General features: G+C 66.1%; 16 protein-coding genes and 2 pseudogenes. 8 read left to right on the plus strand and 10 right to left on the minus strand.

Annotation, left to right across the window (positions count from 1 at the left end; translation table 11 throughout):
• Positions 1-322: 322 nt before the first annotated feature.
• The 6 genes from Q0632_RS05180 (at position 323) to Q0632_RS05205 (ending at position 8459) form a co-directional block, all read left to right on the plus strand.
• A complete protein-coding gene (locus tag Q0632_RS05180; protein ID WP_298925159.1) occupies positions 323-1906 on the plus strand; it encodes an ABC transporter substrate-binding protein in 1584 nt (527 codons plus the stop codon).
• Between the two features lie 88 nt (positions 1907-1994).
• On the plus strand, positions 1995-2948 hold the full coding sequence (locus tag Q0632_RS05185) for an ABC transporter permease (RefSeq protein WP_298925166.1): 954 nt from the start codon (positions 1995-1997) through the stop codon (positions 2946-2948).
• Positions 2948-3835 carry an ABC transporter permease gene (locus tag Q0632_RS05190; RefSeq protein WP_298925169.1) on the plus strand — a complete coding sequence of 296 codons (888 nt, stop codon included), beginning with the start codon at positions 2948-2950 and terminating at the stop codon, positions 3833-3835. The genes Q0632_RS05185 and Q0632_RS05190 overlap by 1 nt, the downstream gene beginning before the upstream one ends.
• Positions 3832-5496, plus strand: a complete 1665-nt coding sequence (locus tag Q0632_RS05195; RefSeq protein ID WP_298925171.1) for an ABC transporter ATP-binding protein — start codon at positions 3832-3834, stop codon at positions 5494-5496. The genes Q0632_RS05190 and Q0632_RS05195 overlap by 4 nt, the downstream gene beginning before the upstream one ends.
• Positions 5493-6992, plus strand: coding sequence for a M81 family metallopeptidase (locus Q0632_RS05200; RefSeq protein ID WP_298925175.1), 1500 nt, complete (start codon positions 5493-5495; stop codon positions 6990-6992). The genes Q0632_RS05195 and Q0632_RS05200 overlap by 4 nt, the downstream gene beginning before the upstream one ends.
• A gap of 24 nt (positions 6993-7016) precedes the next feature.
• The gene (locus tag Q0632_RS05205; RefSeq protein ID WP_298925178.1) at positions 7017-8459 is read left to right on the plus strand and encodes an amidase; all 1443 of its coding nucleotides are present in this window, start codon (positions 7017-7019) and stop codon (positions 8457-8459) included.
• A 93-nt stretch (positions 8460-8552) separates the two neighbouring features.
• Here Q0632_RS05205 and Q0632_RS05210 read toward each other — a convergent pair whose 3' ends face one another.
• From Q0632_RS05210 to Q0632_RS05220, 3 genes are read right to left on the minus strand one after another with little or no spacing between them, the layout of a single operon-like run.
• Positions 8553-9779 carry a nitrate/nitrite transporter gene (locus tag Q0632_RS05210; RefSeq protein ID WP_298925181.1) on the minus strand — a complete coding sequence of 409 codons (1227 nt, stop codon included), beginning with the start codon at positions 9777-9779 and terminating at the stop codon, positions 8553-8555.
• A 20-nt stretch (positions 9780-9799) separates the two neighbouring features.
• Positions 9800-10300 carry a flavin reductase gene (locus Q0632_RS05215; protein ID WP_298925184.1) on the minus strand — a complete coding sequence of 167 codons (501 nt, stop codon included), beginning with the start codon at positions 10298-10300 and terminating at the stop codon, positions 9800-9802.
• 32 nt (positions 10301-10332) lie between these two features.
• Positions 10333-11700, minus strand: coding sequence for an LLM class flavin-dependent oxidoreductase (locus Q0632_RS05220; protein ID WP_298925187.1), 1368 nt, complete (start codon positions 11698-11700; stop codon positions 10333-10335).
• 81 nt (positions 11701-11781) lie between these two features.
• On the opposite strand from Q0632_RS05220, the gene Q0632_RS05225 reads away from it, so the two are divergent.
• Positions 11782-12339, plus strand: coding sequence for a helix-turn-helix domain-containing protein (locus Q0632_RS05225; RefSeq protein WP_298925191.1), 558 nt, complete (start codon positions 11782-11784; stop codon positions 12337-12339).
• A 52-nt stretch (positions 12340-12391) separates the two neighbouring features.
• Here the strand turns inward: Q0632_RS05225 and Q0632_RS05230 are convergent, their stop codons facing one another.
• Positions 12392-13717, minus strand: a complete 1326-nt coding sequence (locus tag Q0632_RS05230) for an anaerobic C4-dicarboxylate transporter family protein (protein WP_298925194.1) — start codon at positions 13715-13717, stop codon at positions 12392-12394.
• A 289-nt stretch (positions 13718-14006) separates the two neighbouring features.
• On the opposite strand from Q0632_RS05230, the pseudogene Q0632_RS05235 reads away from it, so the two are divergent.
• A pseudogene (locus Q0632_RS05235) lies at positions 14007-14303 on the plus strand (GNAT family N-acetyltransferase); the annotation flags it as partial.
• A 37-nt stretch (positions 14304-14340) separates the two neighbouring features.
• Here the strand turns inward: Q0632_RS05235 and Q0632_RS05240 are convergent.
• From Q0632_RS05240 to Q0632_RS05265, 6 genes and pseudogenes are all read right to left on the minus strand, one after another.
• The gene (locus tag Q0632_RS05240) at positions 14341-16341 is read right to left on the minus strand and encodes a GspE/PulE family protein (RefSeq protein ID WP_298925197.1); all 2001 of its coding nucleotides are present in this window, start codon (positions 16339-16341) and stop codon (positions 14341-14343) included.
• A gap of 136 nt (positions 16342-16477) precedes the next feature.
• Positions 16478-16912 (minus strand): hypothetical protein, encoded by a 435-nt coding sequence (locus Q0632_RS05245; protein ID WP_298925199.1) that lies wholly within the window; start codon positions 16910-16912, stop codon positions 16478-16480.
• A gap of 846 nt (positions 16913-17758) precedes the next feature.
• Positions 17759-17893, minus strand: a pseudogene (locus Q0632_RS22340) (type IV pilin protein); the annotation flags it as partial.
• Between the two features lie 276 nt (positions 17894-18169).
• Complete coding sequence (locus tag Q0632_RS05255) at positions 18170-18958, minus strand: DUF4189 domain-containing protein (RefSeq protein ID WP_298925204.1); 789 nt, start codon at positions 18956-18958, stop codon at positions 18170-18172.
• A gap of 501 nt (positions 18959-19459) precedes the next feature.
• Complete coding sequence (locus Q0632_RS05260) at positions 19460-19969, minus strand: hypothetical protein (RefSeq protein ID WP_298925207.1); 510 nt, start codon at positions 19967-19969, stop codon at positions 19460-19462.
• Between the two features lie 107 nt (positions 19970-20076).
• Positions 20077-20358, minus strand: coding sequence for a hypothetical protein (locus tag Q0632_RS05265; RefSeq protein WP_298925209.1), 282 nt, complete (start codon positions 20356-20358; stop codon positions 20077-20079).
• Between the last annotated feature and the right edge of the window lie 9 nt (positions 20359-20367).

Raw genomic sequence — 20367 nt, forward strand, 5'->3', positions numbered from 1 at the left:
GCAGCAGCTTGGCACGGAGTTCCACGCGCTCGACGTGCAGCGCGTCGCCATGGTGCAGGAGCGTGCGGTTTTGGGGCGTGGCACTCGAGAACCAGTTTTACCCGTGGGCAGCGTGCGCATCCGGTCGACTCGCCAGCCTCATGCCGGGATACGCATGCGGCCAGTGGCGGCCCGGATCTTGCAAAGCATCGCAGACTGGCCCGCAAAAGACCGGGGGCTGCATCCGTTCGCGCATCAAAGTCAGCCAGCATTGGCAGCCAGGATTACAGTCCCAGCGTCACTGCTTTCTGAAGATCCACTCACGCCTGAAAGGAAATTCGCAATGCAACGTCGCCCGTTTTTTGCCCTGGCCGCCTGCGCTGCCCTTGTTCTCGGCCTGGGGCTGACCCCCGGGGCCTGGGCCCAGACCAAGACGCTGCGCGTCGTTCCGCATGCGAACATCACCATCCTCGATCCGGTCTGGACCACGGCGTTCGTCACCCGCAACCACGGGTACATGATCTACGACACGCTGTTCGGCACCGATCTCGAAGGCCGCGTCAAGCCGCAGATGGTCGAGACCTTCAGCGCCTCCAAGGACAACAAGGTCTGGACGTTCACCCTGCGCGACGGCCTGGAGTTCCACGACGGCAAGCCCGTCACCAGCGAGGACGTTGTGGCATCGCTCAAGCGCTGGTCCAGTCGCGACAGTTTTGGCGGCGTCATGGCCAAGAGCCTCGACAGCTACGAGACGCCCAACGCCAAGACCTTCATCATCAAGTTCAAGCAGCCCTTCGGCGTGATGCTCGAGGCGCTGGGCAAGCCGTCGTCCAACGTGCCTTTCATCATGCCCGCCCGCATCGCGGCCACGCCGGGCAGCGAGCAGATCAAGGAGTACATCGGCTCCGGCCCCTACAAGTTCGTCACGGCCGACTACAAGCCGGGCGAGAAGCTGGTCTACGTCAAGAACGACAAATACAAGCCGCGCACCGAGGCACCCAACGGCACCACCGGTGGCAAGGTCGTCTACACCGACAGGGTCGAGTGGATCGTCATCCGCGATCCGCAGACGCAGTTCAATGCCTTGATCGCGGGTGAGGTCGACATCATCGAACAGCCGGCCTTCGAGCAATACGCCTCGCTGAAAGCGGCCAAGGACGTTCAGATCGTCGACGCCCAGCCCGCCGGCCTGCAGTACATCTTCCGCTTCAACCACCTGCATGCGCCGTTCGACAACGTGAAGATCCGGCAGGCCGCGATGGTGGCCATGGGGCAGGAGGCCTTCCTGAAGACGCAGGTCGGCGCGCCCGGCATGTTCAAGTACTGCAAGAGCATCTTCCCCTGCGGCACGCCCTACGCCAGCGACAACACGGGCATCTACACCGGCATGGCCAACCCTGCCAAGGCCAAGCAGATGCTGGCCGACGCCGGCTACAAGGGCGAGCCCATCGTGCTGATGCGGCCGACCGACCTGGCCTCGATCGCCAAGCTGCCGCTGGTGGCCAAGCAGCAGCTGGAGGCGGCCGGCTTCAAGGTCGACATGCAGCAGTCCGACTGGGCGACCCTGCTGGCCCGCCGCGCCAAGAAGGACGCACCCGACAAGGGCGGCTGGCATGCCTTCATGACCGCCTGGACCGCGGGCGACATCCAGAATCCCTTGACCATGGCCATGCTCAACGCCACGGGGGACAAGGGCTGGTTCGGCTGGCAGGACGACCAGGTGATCGAAGACCTCAAGGTGAAGTTCGCACAGGCGGGCACCGAGGCCGAGAAGAAGAAGCTCGCCGAACAGCTGCAGTTGCGTGCCATCGAAACCGCGACGCATGTGCACCTGGGGCAGTACAACAACCCGGCGGCCCTGCGCACCAACATCTCGGGCCTGGTGCCCGGTGGCGCGCAGGTGTACTGGAACATCAAGAAAAACTAGGCCTTTGACCGATTGGCCCGGTGCTTGTGCTACCAGGCCGGCGCCCCGGGCGCCGGTGCCCGGTGCCGTGTCCGTGACCTGACTCCAGATGCTGAGATTCCTGCTGCAGAGGCTGCTGGCGACCATTCCGGTCCTGCTGGTCGTGGCCGTCGTCGTGTTCCTGATCCTGCGGCTCACGCCGGGCGACCCGGCGGCAGTGATCGCCGGCAACAACTCGACCAACGAAGACATCGAGAAGATTCGCGACACGCTGGGCCTGAGCAAGCCGCTGCTGGCCCAGTTCTGGATCTGGTTTGGCAACGTGCTGCAGGGCGACCTGGGGTATTCGTTCTACCTGAACAAACCCGTCACGCAGCTGATCGCCCAGCGGCTGGAGCCGACCCTGAGCCTGGCGGTCGGTACCCTGGTGCTGGCTGTGCTGGTGGCGGTGCCGCTGGGCACCATCGCTGCCTGGCGCATGGGAGGCTGGCTCGACCGCGTGCTGTCGGGCTTTTCGGTGGCAGGGTTCTCCATCCCGGTCTTCGTGACCGGCTACCTGCTGATCTACGTGTTCGCGGTGCAGCTCGAATGGTTGCCGGTGCAGGGGTACCGGCGCCTGTTTGGAACTGACGGCCAGGGCCTGTGGGCGTGGATGCGCCAGTTGGTGTTGCCCTGGATCACGCTGGCGATGATTTATGTGGCGCTGATCGCGCGGGTGACGCGTGCCAGCGTGTCCGAGGCGCTGACCGAGGACTACATCCGCACCGCCCGGGCCAAGGGCCTGGCCGAATCGGCCGTGCTGATGCGCCATGCGCTGGCCAATGCAGCCGTGCCCATCGTCACCGTGGTGGGCATCGGCGTCGCATTGCTGATCGGCGGCGTGGTCGTCACCGAGACGGTGTACGCCATTCCAGGCCTGGGCTCGCTGACGGTGGATGCGGTGCTCAACCGCGACTTTCCGGTGATCCAGGGCCTGGTGCTGTTCTTCAGCGTGCTGTACGTGGGGGTCAACCTGCTGGTGGACGTGAGCTACCTGTTCCTGGACCCGAGGATCCGCTACTGATGCAGCGCAGGCAACTTCTCACGCAGCGGCTCTGGCGCAACAGCGCCTTCCGGTTCGGCGTGCTGGTGCTCGGCGTGCTGTTGCTGCTGGCCGCGCTGGCGCCGGTGCTGGGCACGGTGGACCCGGCGGCCATGGATTCGGCCCACATCAACACCGCCGCAGGTGCACGCGGCCAGTTCGCGCAACTTGACGGAACCGCAGTCGCCCACACGTTCTGGATGGGCGCGGACAACTTCGGCCGCGACATTTTCAGCCGGGTGCTGTACGGCACGCGCACCTCCTTGCTGGTGGCCGCCTTCACTGCCACGCTGGCGATCGGCGTGGGCGCCCTCCTGGGCATGCTGGCCGGCTATTTCCGGCTGGTGGATGCCGTGCTGATGCGCTTCATGGACGGACTCATGGCCATCCCCGCAATCCTGCTGGCCATCGCGCTGGTGGCTGCCCTGGGAGCGCAACTGTGGACCGTTGTGGTTGCCATCGCCATTCCGGAGATTCCGCGCGTCACGCGCCTGGTGCGTGCCATGGTGCTTAGCCTGCGTGAAGAGCCCTTCGTCGAAGCAGCGCGGGCGCTGGCCACGCCGACGCCGGTGATCCTGTGGCGGCACATCCTGCCCAATGCCATGGCGCCGCTGATCGTGCAGGGCACCTTCGTCGCAGCGTCCGCCGTGCTGACCGAAGCCATCCTGAGCTTCCTTGGCCTGGGCCTGCCGGCCGATATTCCGACCTGGGGCAACATCATGGCCGAGGGCCGGGTGCAGTTCACCCAGTACCCGGGCAATGTCCTGTTCCCCGCCCTGTTCCTGGTGCCCACGGTGCTGGCGATCAACCTCCTGGGCGACGGGCTGCGCGACGTGCTGGACCCGAAATTCGCCAGGCGCAGCCCATGAACGGACAGCCCGAACCCGTCCTGGTCGTGGACGATCTGCATGTGGCGCTGCCGCCGGGCAGCGACCGCCCCTTTGCGGTCCAGGGCGTCAGCCTGACCATCCACCCAGGCCGGACGCTGTGTGTGGTGGGCGAATCCGGCTCGGGCAAATCGGTGATGGCCACCGCCATCATGGGCTTGCTGGCGCGCGAACTGAAGCCGGGGCCAGGCCGCATCGTGCTGGGCGGCGAATCGCTGCTGGATGCTTCGGCGCAGCGCCTGCGCGCCTTGCGCGGCCAGGCGATGGGCATGGTGTTCCAAGAACCGATGACGGCGTTGAACCCCGTGATGCGCTGCGGCGATCAGATCGACGAACTGCTGCGCCAGCACACCGACTGGGGCGCGAAACGCCGCGGCGAGGCGGTGCTGGACATCCTGCGGCGCGTCAAGCTGCCCGAGCCCGAGCGCATGCTGCGCAGCTATCCGCACCAGCTGTCGGGTGGCCAGCGCCAGCGCATCGTGATTGCGATGGCGGTGATCCTGGAACCGGCCCTCCTGATCTGCGACGAGCCGACCACCGCGCTGGACGTCACCACCCAGAAAGAGATCCTCAAACTGATTGCGCAGCTGCAGGAAGACCGGTCCAGTGGCCGGCGCCAGGCCTGCGCCGTGCTCTTCATCACACACGACATGGGTGTGGTGGCCGAGATCGCCGACGACGTGCTGGTGATGCACCAGGGTCACGCCGTTGAGTACGGCACGCGCGACGAGGTGCTGCTGCGACCCCAGGCCGACTACACCCGGATGCTGCTGGCGGCCGTGCCCAGCATGACGCCGCCGCCGGCGCGCCCTGCCCCAGCGGGCCCGCCGCTGCTGCGCGGCAAGGAGGTCGGCAAGACCTACCGCGCGCGCGACTGGCTGGGCCGCAGCCGGCTGACCAACGCATTGCAGGCGGCCTCGGTTGCGGTGCATGGCGGTGAGACCGTGGGCATCGTCGGCGAATCCGGCTCGGGCAAATCGACCCTGGCGCGCTGCCTGATCCGGCTGATCGACCCGACGGCGGGCGAGGTGCTTTGGGGCCGGACCGGGCAGGACAAGGCAGACGACCCGCTGGGCGCAGTGCTGGACGTGGCCCGCTTCAGCGAAGGCCAGCTGCGGCCTTTGCGCAACCAGGTGCAGGTGGTGTTCCAGGACCCCAATCGCTCGCTCAACCCGCGCCGCAAGGTGGGTGATTCGATCATCGAAGGCGCCATCAATTTCGGCGCCACCCACGCGCAAGCCCTGGAACTCGCAGCCAGTCTGATGGAAAAAGTGAGGCTGCCCGTCGATGGGCTGCAGCGCTACCCCAGCCAGTTCTCCGGCGGGCAGCGCCAGCGCATCGCGATCGCGCGCGCTCTGGCTTGCCGGCCGCGCGTGCTGGTGGCCGACGAGGCCGTGAGCGCCCTGGACGTGAGCGTGCAGGCGCAGATCCTGAAACTGCTGCGCGAGATCCAGGCAGAGCTGGGTCTGGGGCTGCTGTTCATCACGCACGACCTGCGCGTCGCCGCCCAGTTGTGCGACCGCGTCATCGTGATGCACCATGGGGCGATCGTGGAAGAAGGGCTGACAGGCAGCCTGTACGCCGATCCGCAACACGACTACACACGCCGGCTGCTGGCAGCCGCGCCGGGAGGCATCGCTTGAAGATTCTCGTGGCTGGTTACCAGCATGAAACCAATACGTTCGCGCCGACCAAGGCCGACTGGGCGGCCTTCAACCGGGGCGATTCGTTTCCCGCCTTCATCCACGGCCAGGCCATGCTGGACAAGTTGTCGGGCATCAACATCCCCATCGGCGGTTTCATCGATGCCGCGCGCACCAGGGGCTGGCAGCTGGTTCCCAGCAGCTGGTGCGGCGCGATCCCCTCGTCGTATGTGACCGAGGACGCGTTCGAGCGCATCAGCGCGTCCATCCTGGCCGATGTGCACAAGGGTGGCTTCGACGCGGTCTACCTCGACCTGCACGGCGCGGCCGTCGCCGAGCATGTGGATGACACCGAGGGCGAACTGCTCGCGCGCATCCGGCGCGTCGTCGGCGCCGCCATCCCCATCGTGGCGAGCCTGGACCTGCATGCCAACGTCACCCACCGCATGTTGCAGGAGGCCGATGCGCTGGTCGCCTACCGCAGTTACCCCCACGTCGACATGGCCGCCACCGGCGAGCTGGCGGCGCAGTTGCTGGCACGCCGCTTCCAGCTGGGCCGGCGCGAGCCCCTGCACTTTCAGCGTCTGCCCTTCCTCATCCCGCTGAACGCGCAGAGCACCTGGATGGAGCCGGCCAAGGGTGTCTATGAAGAACTGCTGGAACTGGACCGGGATTTCGATTCGGTGCTGAGTTTTTGCATGGCGTTTCCGGCGGCAGACTTCGCGGAATGCGCGCCCATGGTCTGGGGCCATGGCGCGCAGGCCGAGGCAGCGGTGCGGCGCCTGGCCGAACGCGTGACCGAGCCCACCCAGTGGCGCCTGACGACGCTGGACGCGGCCGATGCCGTGGTCCATGCACTGGCGCTGGCCACCAACCGCAGCCAGCCGGTGGTGCTGGCGGACACCCAGGACAACCCGGGCGCGGGCGGCGACAGCAACACCACGGGCATGCTGCACGCCCTGCTGCAACAGGGGGCAGGCCGGCGCTTTCCCGGCCAGGTCGCGCTCGGCCTGCTGTTCGATTCCGAAGCTGCGGCCATGGCTGCCGCGGCAGGCGTAGGCGCCACCATCTCCACCACGCTGGGCAAGGCGGTGCCGACCTTCACAGGAAACCTGAGCGACCCGCCGGTGCGCGGCGAGTTCAAGGTGCGCGCAGTGCACGACGGCAAGGTCACACTCAAGGGCCCGATGATGACCGGGCTCACCGTGCACCTGGGGCCCTGCGCCTGCCTTGAAATCGATGGCGTGCTGGTTGCGGTGGCCAGTGGCAAGAAGCAGATGCTGGACCGCGAGCTGTTCCGCATGGTGGGCATCACGCCCGAGGCGATGAAACTCATCGTGGTGAAAAGCAGCAACCATTTCCGCGCCGACTTCACGCCGCTGGTGGCCGATGCGGCCACCGACATCCTGGTTGCCAAGGCAGCCGGGCCGATGGCCGCCGACCCGGCCGATCTGCCGTGGAAGCATTTGCCCGCGTCCACCCGGCGCAGGCCCTGAACAGTTCCCTGGACGGAGGACCCGATGGCGCAAGCAGAACATCCCCAGGACCTGGCCGATTGCACGGCCACCGAGCTGCTGCAGCTGTACCGAAGCGGCGCCGCCTCGCCGGTGGAAGCCACGCGCGCGGTGCTGGCGCGCATCGACAAGCACAACCCGCAGCTCAACGCCTTCTGCCTGGTGGCGCATGCAAGCGCGATGGAATCCGCACAGCAGAGCGAAGCGCGCTGGCAGCAGTTTCGCTCCCATGGCCAGGCCTGTGGTGCGCTCGAGGGCGTGCCGGTCTCGGTCAAGGACCTGATCCTGACCGCGGGCATGCCCACCCTGCGCGGTAGCCATACCGTGGATGCGAACCAGGCCTGGGATGTGGACGCCCCTGCCACCGCGCGTCTGCGGGAAGCCGGCGCGGTGATTCTGGGCAAGACCAGCACGCCGGAATTCGGCTGCAAGGGCGAAACCAATTCCCCCCGCACGGGCATCACCCGCAATCCCTGGGACGTGCGCAAGACACCCGGCGGCTCGTCGGGCGGCGCGGCCGGCGCGGTGGCCTGCGGCATGGGACCGCTGGCCATCGGCACGGACGGCGCCGGGTCGGTGCGCATCCCGGCGGCGTTTTGCGGCAACGTCGGCCTCAAGCCCAGCTTTGGCCGGGTGCCGGCCTATCCGCTGTCGCCGTTCGGCTCGGTCGCCCACCTGGGGCCACACAGCCGCAGCGTGGCCGACGCGGCTGTGTTGATGAATGTGCTCAAGCAGCCCGACGCGCGCGACTGGACGTCGCTGCCCTTCGATGCCACGGATTACCTCGATGGCCTGGAAGACGGCATCCGGGGCTTGCGCATCGCCTGGTCGCCGACGCTGGGCTATGCCATGGGCGTGGACCCTGAGGTCGCGCAAGCGGTTGCGGCCGCGGTGGAGCAACTGGCCGACCTGGGCGCCCATGTGGAGCAGATCGACCCGGGTTTCGACGACCCGCTGGAGATCAGCACCGGCCTGTGGTTTGCCGGGGCATGGACCATCTGGAACACACTCAGTCCGGCGCAACAGGCGCTGACCGACCCGGACTTTCGCGCCGAGGCATTGATCGGTGAATCATTCAGCGCGCTGGACCTGCAGCGCCTGCAGCTGCGGCGCGGCGCGCTCGGCTCGCACATGCGCCAGTTCATGCAGCGCTTTGACCTGCTGGTCACGCCCAGCGTCGCCGTGCCGGCGTTCGATGCCAGGCCTGCCGGCCACACGCCCATGGATCCGCAAGCCATGCTCGGCTGGACGCCGTTTTCCTACCCCTTCAACCTCACGCAGCAGCCGGCCAGCACCGTGCCCTGCGGCCTGAGCAAAGCGGGATTGCCCATTGGGGTGCAGTTCGTCGGGCCGATGTTCGGCGATGCGCTGGTGCTGCGGGCCTCGCGGGCTTATGAGGCTGCGCGCACCTGCAGCGTGGATTTCATGAGGCCGGTGCCGCTGCGGTAGGCCTTGCAACCATCAAATATCCTGCCCAAGCGCTTCCCATTGGGTGACGTCTGCTTCTGCGCGAGAGCGAACGCCGCGAAAAGCAGCAGCCCGCTAACGCATGCCGCCTGCAAGCTGCCGGGCCTGTGGCTTCTGACGCAGTCGGTACATCGCAACGCAGCCCAGCAGCGGGCCGATGGCCAGCATGCCAAAGGCACCGGGCCATCCGGCCGCTGTGACGACCTTGGGCACCAAATGGATGCTGACCAGCGTCAGCAGGAAGCCGGCACAGGTCTGCACCGTCAACAAGGTTCCCACGGATGACGGCTCGGCCAGCTCGGCGATGCTGGCGGAAAACTGGGCAGAGTCGGCGATCACGGTCACACCCCAGACCAGAGCAACGGCAATCACGGCCCAGGGCGGCGCCCCGAGCATCCAGCCAATGAGCAGTGCACAGGCCGCGCTGACGGCCATGGAGCCTATGGTGACTGCGGTGCGACCGTAGCGATCAGCCAGCAGGCCGCCACCCCACGCACCGACCACGCCGGCGGCAATCGTCACAAAGGTCCACAGGCTGGCGCTGTGGGCGGCGTCGGGGAGTCCGTTGCGGTTGAAGCTGGCCTCCAGGAACACGGCCAGCCAAGCCCACATCGCATAGAGCTCCCACATGTGGCCCAGATAACCCAGGTTGACCAGCCGCAGGGCAGGATTGCGCCAGGCCTGCACGAAGTTCGACAGATCGAGCCGTACAGCGCGCGTGATGTTCGGTCCCACCTCGCACAGCAGCACCCCCAGCCCCGATAGCGCCGCACAGCTTGCGGCAACCGCATAGACCAGGCGCCAGTCGACGCCGCCACTGGCCGCCAACAGGTGCGGGCTGGCGGATCCCAGGGTCAATGCCCCCACGAGCAAGCCGATCAACAGCCCCATATCGCGATGCGCCCACGTTGCCGCCAGGCGCATCCCCACCGGATAGACGCCCGCCATGCACATGCCGGTCAAAAAGCGCAGTGCGTAGACGAGCAGCCCGGTCGGCGGCAGGAACGCCAGCGACGCCGTGGCCGCCGCAGCGACCAGCGCAGAGCCCATGAAAAGCCGTCGGGGATCGAACCGGTCGGCCAGGCAGAGAACGGCGCTCAGGATGGTCCCGGTCACGAAGCCGGCTTGCAGCGCGCTCGTCAGAAGTGCCGCGGACTGCTCGCTGACCGATTGGCTGCGCCCAATGGCAGAGACCACCGAGGCCGACGCGAACCAGACCGTCATGGCGCCCACTTCGCACAGCAGCAGGATGGCGAGCGAGAAAGCCTTGGCGCGCTTGCGGCTTGGGTCGTGAACACTCATGGCTTGGGCTGGCTTGAGCTTCAGGCCAGGGTGGACGTGCTCTGATTGAGGCGATGGTAGCCGCGGCCAAAATACACAAGGCCATCGCCGCTCGCCCCGGACCGCACCGCCTTGACCGCACACGAGAACACCGTGTGGGTCCCGACCTCCATGGTCGACATGATCTCGCAGTCGAGCGACACCAGCGCGTCGCGCAGCGCCGGCGCTCCGGTGGCCAGGACATCCCACTGGGCCAGGCCAAAGCGCTCGTCGGCGCTGATGTTCTTCGTTGCGAAGCGCTCCGCGATCAGGCGTTGCTCGGCCGACAGGACATTGACGCACAGGCTGCCGGCCGCCTTGAAGGCCGCATTGTTCTGGCTGTTGCGGTTGATGCAGACAAGCAATGTGGGCGGCTCGTCGGTGACGCTGCACACGGCGCAGACCGTGCAGCCGACCCGGCCATCAGGACCGCTACCGGTGACAACGTTCACAGCGGCGCCAAGCTTGGCCATCGCCTCTCTGTAGCTCTGCTTGTCAACCATCTTGCGTTCCTCTTGGCCGATGCGCACTGAAGTCACGCGCCGGCGAGCTTGCGGTACTGCTGCGCAGGGTGGCTTTGCGGCAGCCGATCGCGGCCGAACAGCTTGGCGCGCAGCGAGCCGGGCGCGTATTGCGTCTTGTAGACGCCGCGCTCCTGCAACAGCGGGATGACGAGAGAGATGACATCGTCGAAACATTCCGGCACCACAGTGCGCGACAGGTTGAAACCGTCGACATCCGCCTCGGTGGTCCAGGCAACCAGCGCGTCCGCGACGCTCTGTGCCGACCCCACCAGCGGCTGCTGCCGGCTGCCCAGAACCATCTGCTCGAGCAGCTTGCGCTTGGTCCACTGCGGCCCGGCGCTGCGTGTCATGGCATCGACGTTGGACACGATCGCCTGGCTCTTGCCCGTCTCGATCGGCTCGTCCATGTCGTACTTCGCGAAGTCGATGCCCATCGAGGCCGCCGCGTGAACCAAAGCCGCCTCGGAGTTCACGTAGCTCCGGTACTCGGCGTATTTCTCCTGCGCTTCGCCATCCGTGCGACCGGTGATCACGGTGGCACCGACGAACACCTTGATGTCCGACCCGGCACGCCCGTTCTCGACGGCCAGGCTGCGGATGTCGTCGACGATCTTCCTGACGTCCGGCTTGCTCTGGCCATTGACGAAGACGCACTCCGCGTGGCTTGCGGCGAAACGCGAGCCGCGCGCCGACGAGCCGGCCTGGTAGAGCACCGGGGTGCGCTGCAGAGAAGGCTCGCTCAGGTGCATCGCATCGACCTTGTACTGGGGCCCTTCGTGGTGCACGACATGGACCTTGGCCGGGTCTGCGTAGAGGCCGCGCGCCCGGTCGCGCAGGACGGCGCCGTCTTCCCAGCTGCCTTCCCAGAGCTTGTAGACAAGCGACATGTACTCGTCGGCAAGGTCGTAGCGATCGTCGTGTGCCGTCTGGCCGGTGAGGCCAACCGCGCGCGCCGCGCTGTCGAGGTAGCCGGTCACGATGTTCCAGCCGATGCGGCCACCGGTGAGATGGTCCAGCGTCGACATGCGGCGGGCGAACAGATAGGGCGTTTCGTACGTGAGGTTGGCGGTCACCCCGAAGCCCAGGTGCCGGGTCGCGGCAGCCATCGCCGGAATCAGCAGGGTCGGATCGTTGACCGGAACCTGGACCGCGCCTCGCAGCGCTGCGTCGGCACTGCCACCCAACACGTCGTACACGCCGACGACGTCGGCGAAGAAGATGCCGTCGAACAGCCCTGCCTCGAGCTTGCGGGCGTAGTCCGTCCAGTAATGGATGTCGAGGTAGCGCATCGACTGGTCGCGCGGATGGGCCCACAGGCCCTGCTGGATGTGGCCGACGCAGTTCATGTCGAACGCGTTGAAGTGGATTTGACGGGTCATGGCAGCTTCCTTGCCAGTCCAGCATAATGGACGATCGACCACTTTGGAAGATATTTTCCCGATTCGATTCAATAGAGGCAAATGAGCGACAACCCCTCCGACGCCATCTCGGCCTCCCTCAAGAAGGAGCGCATTGCCCGCGGCTGGTCACTGGCCGACTTGTCCGAGCGCTCCGGCGTCTCCAAGGCCATGATCAGCAAGATCGAACGCAACGAAGCCAGCCCCACGGCAACCGTGCTGGGCAAATTGTCGGGAGCATTCGGTCTGGCCCTGTCGGCGCTGCTGGCGCTGGCCGAACGGCAGGGTGAGCGAATCAGTCGCCACGGGGCGCAGCCAGTCTGGCAGGACCCCGAAAGCGGTTACTTGCGTCGCATGCTTTCGCCTGCAGACCACGGGGTGCTTGAGCTGCTTGAGATTGAACTGCCCGCCAATGTGCGTGTGTCCTACCCAGCCACGGCTTTCGTGTTTCAGCACCAGCAGATCCTCGTCACCCATGGGACGCTCGTGTTTCAGGAGGGCGCCACTGCGCACCGTTTGGAAACGGGTGATTGCCTGCAGCTGGGCCCACCCGCGGATTGCAGCTTTTTCAATCCCGGCAAGCAAGCGTGCAGGTATCTTCTCGCGCTCGTGCGTCGCTAAGACTTCCTCCGCCTGGCGCTCTGCTTCGGGCCGGAAGCGGTCTTGGGCTCTCTCAGAACATCAGCCGTGCAAGGAGCAAGCCGACGGCCACCGTCACCGAGGTCGCGATCAGGCCCGGGACCATGAACGAGTGGTTGAGCACGTACTTGCCGATCTTGGTCGTGCCCGACAGGTCGAAATTGATCGCCGCGATCAGCGAACCGTATGTCGGAATGAAGAAGTAGCCGTTGACCGAGGGGAACATGGCGATCAGGAACTGCGGCGGGATGCCCAGGGCCATGCCCAGCGGCATCAGCGCCCGCGTGGTCGCGGCCTGGCTGTAGAGCAGCACCGAGGCGAAAAACAGACCGAACGCGAAGGTCCATGGCGCAGCCTGCGCCCAGCGGCCGATCGCGGGCACGATGACGTCCTTGTGGGCCGCGATGAAGCTGTCGCCCAGCCAGGCCAGGCCGAAGATGCCGATCACCGCCACCACGCCGGCGCGCAGTGTTGCCGTCTTTGGCACCTCGTCGACATCGACCCTGGCCGCCAGCAGCATCAGCGCGGCGACCGACATCATGACGATCTCGATCACCGTCGGCATCGCCAGAGCGCTCTTGTCACCAGGCAGGGTGCGCAGCGCCGGGAAGAAGCCGAACAGCACGACGAGCGCCACCCCGGCCAGGAAGATGAAGGCGGCGGTTTTCGCGCCAGGCTTCAGGGGCGGCCGCTGCTGCGAAGTCTTCGCTGCCGGAGCCTCGCCGGCCTGCAGCCGCGCCTGGTACTCGGGATCGTCGGCCAGATCCTTGCCCAGGAATGTCGAAACGATCGCCGCCACGATGACGCCGGTGAGGGACGCTGGCACGCAGACCATCAGGATCTGCGGCAGGCCCCATTGCGTGAGGCCCTTCTCGGCGAACAGGCCGACCATCGCAGCCGTGGCCGCAGCGACAGGGCTCGCGGTGACGGCCTGTTGCGAAGCGATCGTGGCGATGGCCATCGGCCGTTCGGGCCGGATACCGGACTGATGCGCGGTCTCGTAGATGACAGGTAGCAGCGGGTAGACGATGTGGCCCGTTCCCGCCAGGAAGGTGAAGCTCCAGGTCGTGAGAGGCGCGACGATCGTCACATACTTCGGATTGGCGCGGATGATGCGCTCGGCGATGCGAACGAGGAAGTCGATCCCGCCGGCGGCATCCATCACCGACGCGGCCATGATCACGGCCAGGATGATCAGCATCACGTCGATCGGCGCCGACGTGGGATGAACGCCGAACACCACCACCAGCACCAGCAGGCCCACGGCGCCCCACAGGCCCAGGCCCACACCCGAATAGCGCGCCCCCATCCAGATGGCCGCGAGCACGACGACGAACTGCAGGAGGATCGAAAGGGTCAATGCGATCTCCAGGGTTGGCCCGGCACGGGCGGATCACCACTGCTTCAACTGTAGCCGGATCAGGTTTTCGGCAAGGTCCGCCTCCCGATGCGCTGAAACGGCCAGCGTGACGCCGTACGCGAACGTACGTACTCTTGCTTGCCGCCATGCGAGTTCGCCCCGCAGCCCCAGCCGATGTGCCTTCCTTCTTCGAGATCCGGACCAGCGCACGTGAAAACGAAATGTCGATGGAGGAACTTGCCTCGCAAGGCGTCACGCCCCAAACCCTTCCCGCGCTGATGGACGAGCGCGCGCCTGGGTCGCCGAAAAGGACAGCAAGGTCATGGCCTTCGTGATCGCAAGCTCCCTGGAAGCCCGCATCGTGGCCATGTTCGTGCGTCCCGGCCATGAGCAACAAGGTTTGGGCCGTCAACTCATGCGCCAGGCCGAGGAGTGGCTTTTCTCCGAAGGGTGCGAGGAGATATGGCTGGTGACAGACGACGATGAACGCGTTCGCGCAAATGGTTTTTACCGGCACCTCGGTTGGCAGGAGGACGACCTGTTAGACGGACCCGTGCGGTTCATCAAGCGGGCACCGGGTGTTTAGCGCAGCGGGTACCTGTTCAACGAGCGGTCGACCCGCTTCATCCCTCGCTGATGAGCTGCGCCACCCTCTGCTCGAAAGCCGCCTCGTCCAGTGGCGCCGGCAGGAACGAGCGCATGCCGAAGGCCTCCATGCGCTCGACGATCCCGGCCTCGGCGCCGTCGTAGATCACCAGCGTGCGCAGGCCCGACCAGGCGAGCGAGGCACGAAGCTCCTGCGCGTAAGCGCGCCTTTGCGGATCGGGTTCGGTGATGTCCACCACCAGCAGCTGCAGGTGGTGTTCGCTCTGCAACGCCTGGGAGGCTGCCAATGGCGAGTCCACCACCAGCGGCACCTGCCCCAGCTGCTCCAGGCGTGCGCAGAGCACGCCGGCCATCGGCACGTTGGTTGAGATGATCAGGGCGGTCGCCTGACTGGCGCCCTGCGTTCCCACGCTCTCGCTGGACCCGAGCAACGCCGCAATGGGTGCGTCCACACCGGCCTTGCGCGCCAGCGTGGTCCACAACCGCAGTCCAAGGGATTCGAAGGCCTCGTCAGGCGTGGTCAGCCCGGAAATCACCCAGTTCGCCGCGTTGCTCTCAATGCTCCGCCAATGGCCAGGGATGGCTGCGGCCAGTGCATCGCCATCGCTGTTGCCGCGCAGCAGCTGGGACCGCATGGTGTCGGGAATTTCCAGCGCCTCCACCACGGGAAAGCGGCCGTGGTAGCCGGTGTGGTCGCAGTGCTTGCAGCCGACGGCGCGGGCACCCGGCGGCGCACCGGTGACCTGCTCAAACAGGGACTCGATCGGCCGCAAGGGCGCAGCGCAGGCGGTCTTGCAGTGCGGGCATAGCTGGCGCATGAGGCGCTGCGACACAACGCCCAGCAAGGTGTCGGCCAGGAGTTCCGGGGCCACGCCCAGGTCCACCAGACGGGGGATGGCGCGCACGGCGTCCTGGGTATGCAGCGTGCTGAACACCAGGTGGCCGGTAAGCGCTGCCTGCACTGCGATCTGCGCCGTCTCCGCATCGCGGATTTCTCCGATCAGCAGGACGTCGGGGTCCTGGCGCAGGATGGAACGCAGCGCGCGCTGGAATGTCACACCCGCAGCGTTGTTCACCTCGACCTGGGTCAGGCCGTCCAGTTCGTACTCGAGCGGTTCTTCCACGGTGATGATGCGGCGGGTGGTCTTGTTCAAGGCAGCCAGCAGCGAATACAGGGTGGAGGTCTTGCCGCTGCCCGTGGGACCGGTGATGAGCACCAGGCCGTTGGCATTGGACGCCAGCCGGCGCAGCGCCTCCAGCGCCCACGGAGCGAAGTTGGTGTGCTCGAGGTCGAAGGTGCGCGACTGGTCGAGGAGGCGCATCACCAGAGACTCCGCGCCGGAGGCCGGCAGCGTGGAGATGCGAAGGTCATAGCGACGGCGCTGGTACGTGAGACTGGCGCGCCCGTCCTGCGGGACCATGGCGTTGGTGGAGTCCATGCCGCCTTGCGCCTTGAGCAGGCGGATCACGGCGGCCATCACGGTCAGGCTGATGGAAGCCACGCGCACCAGGCGGCCGTCGATGCGCAGGCGCACCACGCCGGTCCCGGCCAGCGGATGGATGTGAATGTCGGAGGCGCGGCGCGCAATGGCCTGCCGTACCAGTGCGCGGCAAAAGCGCACCAGCTGCGCGTCGCCCGACAGGGTCTCGGCGCCTTCGTCATCCAGGTCGAGGATGCGCCCGTGCTGGGACGCCGCGCTGCGCGGGGTCGCGCCGTAGAGAGCGACGCGCGCTGCCTCGATGTCCTCGGGTGCGGCGATGCGGGCTTCGACCGTGCGGCCGCCGGCGGCAAAACGCAGCTCCTGCAGCGCCTGTGAGATGTCTGGCGTCGCCACGGCGACCACCAGCCGGCCGTCGTCCAGCGCCACCGGGGCCACGCCGTGGCGCCGCGCCATGGACTCGGGAAGAAGTTTGGCCAACGCGGGATCGGGAGCGCCGCGTGGCGCCAGGGCCAGGCCACTCGCGTCAGCGACCAGGGCGGCCAGATCCTGGGGCGTGATGCCCGCAAGCGACGCCACCAGCATCCAAGCCTCTGCCAGGTTGGGGGGCAACACAACGTCGGCGAGGGCGGGCCGCCCCGGGAAACGGGCCAGTGCCAGGCGGAGCAGCCAGGCGGGCAGCCCGGCTTCACCGGGCTCGGCGTGAAGAGACGGCTCAACCATGTCGGACGGTGAGCACGCGCCCATCCGGGCTGCGCAAATCAAGTTCGTATCCGCCTGCGGTACGCCGGTAGTCGATGCTGGGGCCGGTCTGCAGCGGCAGCGCCTCTTCAAGCCGTTCCGGGTAGCTTCCATGGACGCGCACATGCTCGGCCAGTGAGTCGGAAACCAGGTTCAGCATGGCATGGCGGCCCTGGTCCAACTGCTCGGGTGTGGGGGCCGGCGCACCGTCCACCGCTTGCCAGGCCAGAAAGGAAAGCGCCAGGATCGCCACGCTGCCCGCTGCACCGCGCAACAGAGGCGAAGACTGGCGCCGTTGCTGCAGTGCGTCGGCTCGCTCCTGCTTGTCGACAAGGGCGTCGTGCGCCTGCGCGGCCAGCGCATCGAGATCGGCGCGAGGAGCGTCACCTGAGAGGGGATCTTGTTGCATGGGGAATGTTCAGGGCTTTGCGATGCGGATTGTTGCGGTGGTGCCGTCCCAGCGGACCGCGGGCTGGGTGGGCCAGTAGTACACGACGCCGGTCACGTCGAACTGGCAGCCGGTGATCACCTCGCCGCGGCCGGCCTGTCCATTGAGTCCAGCCAGGCTGATGGTCGCCACGCCGCCCTGCAGGTTGCCAAGGTCGTTCCAGCCGCGCTGGCCCGGGGTGCCATTCCAGTCATTGAAATAGGTCGTCACCCGCATCTGCACCCCGGCGTTGCCGCCCAGCGGGTTACCGTCCGTTCCCAGCACCGTCACACGACCGCTGCACGTCCAGTTTCCGTTGCCTGTATCTAGGGCTGTGCCGCTCCAGCTGGTGCCGCCAGCGGGTGTACCGCCCGCGCCAGGTGTGGTGCTGGGCGTCGTGGGGGTGCTGGCGGGAGGTGTACTCCTGTCCGGCAAAGTTCCCGTGCCTGATACCGTCGTCACCGGGCCACGGTCCACCAGCGGAAACGCCAGCTGGGTCGGCGTGAGCCACAGCTTGTCGCCTGGCTGAAACGGCAGAACATGCGCCAACCCGTGCAGGCGGGCAGCGAGTCCATCGGCGCTTGCATCCGCCACCAGGCCATACCGGGCCTGGTCGCCCGACGAGGCGAAGAAGCCGGCCGGTGCCCGGATCAGCAACAAACGGATGCCACCCGGCTCGTTGAAGGCGGCGTCGGGCACGGTCTGCAGCCGCGGCGGCGCCTTCCCCACCTGGGCACCCTGCTGCAGGGCACGCTCGCCCAGCGCATCTTCCAGTTGCACCGTGGTGGAAATCTGGTCAATCTGCGTCAAGAGTTGGGAAAGCTGTGCTCGCTCCACGTACGCGCGGTACGCAGGCACCGCGACCAGCGACAGCGTTGCGACCACCGCCACGGCGAGGAGAACCTCTATCAGCGTGAAGCCGGTAGACCGCAGGAGGCGGCCTGGAGACACGGAGGATTTCATTTCGCTCCAGTATGCAACAAGAGCCCTTCACATCGCTACCGCAGTGGCCCGGCGAGCGCGGGGTCCGAGACCGACCCAAAGCGGACATTTTGAGGTGCGGTTTGCTCAATTCGCGCTACCCCTCATTTCAAAAGGTCTTGGCAATCGAGATCTTCCACCGCGCTCTGGATGCGTGCCAGCTGTGGCCACCACACATAGGGTGACATCTGCAATGTGAACCGGGAGATCGGCGTGCGCAGGTGAAGAAGTACAGCAAGCCGGTCGTCCTGCAGATCGCTAACAGGCAGGCGACGGGTACTTCCAAGAATTGCTCAGGCCGTCGTATTGAGACTGGACCTGGACGCGCATCTTGCAGCCGTTCTCATAGGACACCACGCAGTTCCCATTCACGCACTGGGAGCTGCAGCGGATGGAGGCCGTCTGAGGGCGGCAGTTCTTGGGCTGCGGCTCTGCCTTGGCAACGGGGGTGGGCTTTGCCGCAGCGCGGGGCTCGGCCTTGACTATGGGGGCAGGCTTTGACGCAGCGCGGGGCTCGATCTTGCCGTCGATGGCGCCCTCCCATCTCACCTGGCACCTGCGGCCGGAGCCATTTTCACAAGATCGGACGGCCTCGCGTGAAGTTTCGCCCAAGTTGTCGCCCTGGTGGAACAGGCGGAGCTTCACGTCGCCGTTTGCATCCTCCTCCGATCTAGCGAGCGCATAAAAGCCAGGCTTGGCGAGCCTAAAATTCACTTCGCAGCCTTCGCCGCAAGTATTCAACGCGTTCTGCTCGGCGTCGGCGAGACTCACTTCGCTGCGGCCGAAACCCACATTGGACGGACTCACGGCACGAGCCACTGCCTTGGTGGAACTCAGCTTGCAGTTGATGTTCTCAAGCCGGGCATTGCAGAACTCCAGCGCCTTCCTGTTCGCCTCCTCTTGGGTGCGCTCGTGGGCCCAACTCCCTTTATCTTTGTGGTCGCCGGTGCCCCAGGCTATGGCGGAATATTGCGCGTGAGCGAGGCTCGGAAGCGCGAAAAACGGCGCCAGACAAAGCAGACGCCAGGATGTTTTGAGATTTGCCATGAAGTTCCCTCTTTGATGTCGTCTGGCCGATGCCGGGGAAGGTCCACAGCAACAATTCCGTCTCATGACGCCGCCAGCGAATCAATTGCCTCAGCACAGGGTTCGGCCTATTCCTGGCCCGGTGCATCAGCTGTTGTTTGCGAATATTCTATCGGCCCGCCGCGGTGTCCTTGGAGCTCGCTGCCACGTGAGTGACAGCGAGAGAACGCAAGAAAGCCGGGTTGCACTGGGCGTGCGATCACAGCGGATTTGCGGACGCGATCAGGGCGCGGGCTGGCACGCCGATCATTCATCTTGGCATTGTGTTGCCGGACCCCATGATCAAGCTCTTGGGCGAGCGAGGCACCAGCGCCAAAGCATTGCCGCCCATCCTGACCCGGCGGCGGGGCCTTGGCACGAAGGTCGGCAAGCAACGTCCGCCTTCCCTTCGCGTCCTCGCCACGCTGTGCGGGCCACCTGAGAGCACTGAACAGCGCGAGTCCAGGCGCCTCACCGGACGCCTTAGTCCTCGCAGTCCTTCACGACATTCACAATGTTCCTGCTGAAGCGGTCAAGTTTTTCCAGTTCGGCCAGACTTTTGGACGTCGCAACCTGGCGCAGCTTTGGGACGTCGTCCGTAATGTCGTTGGCGCGTTCGCGCAGTCTGCTCAACTGGCGGTTGATGTGCTTCTCCAACTGCTGCTTGGTCTTGCCCGTGGCCTGGTCGCGAATCTCGACGAGATCTTTGAGGGCCCAGGCTTGCGCCGTCATGGCGGCGCCTCGTTGGAGCGCGCTAATCGCATTAGCGCCGCCGTCGATGCTGAAGAGATGAATTTTCTGATTGTAGGTGGCGTCTATGATCAGGTAGTTAAGCAAGAGTTTCGCGGTGAGTTCGATTTCATCCATGTCCGATGCGATGGCCTTCGCCAGTTTTTGCGTCACGGCGCCACCGCAGCTCCATTCGGCATGCGCGCTCGGGTGTGAGAACGCGGCCACGCACGCGAGCATGGAAACCAACAGGTGCTTCTTCATCTTCTTCTCCGTTGTTAATATATTTTGTGAATGCTTCTAGGTAGCTCGAGTGCAGCGGCAGGGGCCGGCCGCCGCGCAGGCCCCGGCAGCGGCACTGACAGCCCCAGCTACGTCTGTTCTGGCGAGTAGTACAGGGTGGTGCCGCAAGTGCGGCAGATGTGCGCGCGCAGGTACGTCCCGTTCAAGAGCCGCTCGGTCACGATGGTGCTACCGCCGCAGCTGTTGCACTGGACCCGGCCGTTCGTCACGAGGCTGGGGTTCTCCGCCTTGTACCAGGCGAAGTCCTGCTTGCGCTTCTTTCTCCGCCGCACAATGACGGCGGAGATGATGCTGACCGCGCACACGAAGTTGAACACGAGGGCCAGCAGGAAGAGATGATCCGATCCCATTTTTGCTTT

It is taken from the genome of uncultured Ramlibacter sp. (assembly GCF_936925435.1).
Lineage (GTDB): Bacteria > Pseudomonadota > Gammaproteobacteria > Burkholderiales > Burkholderiaceae_C > Ramlibacter.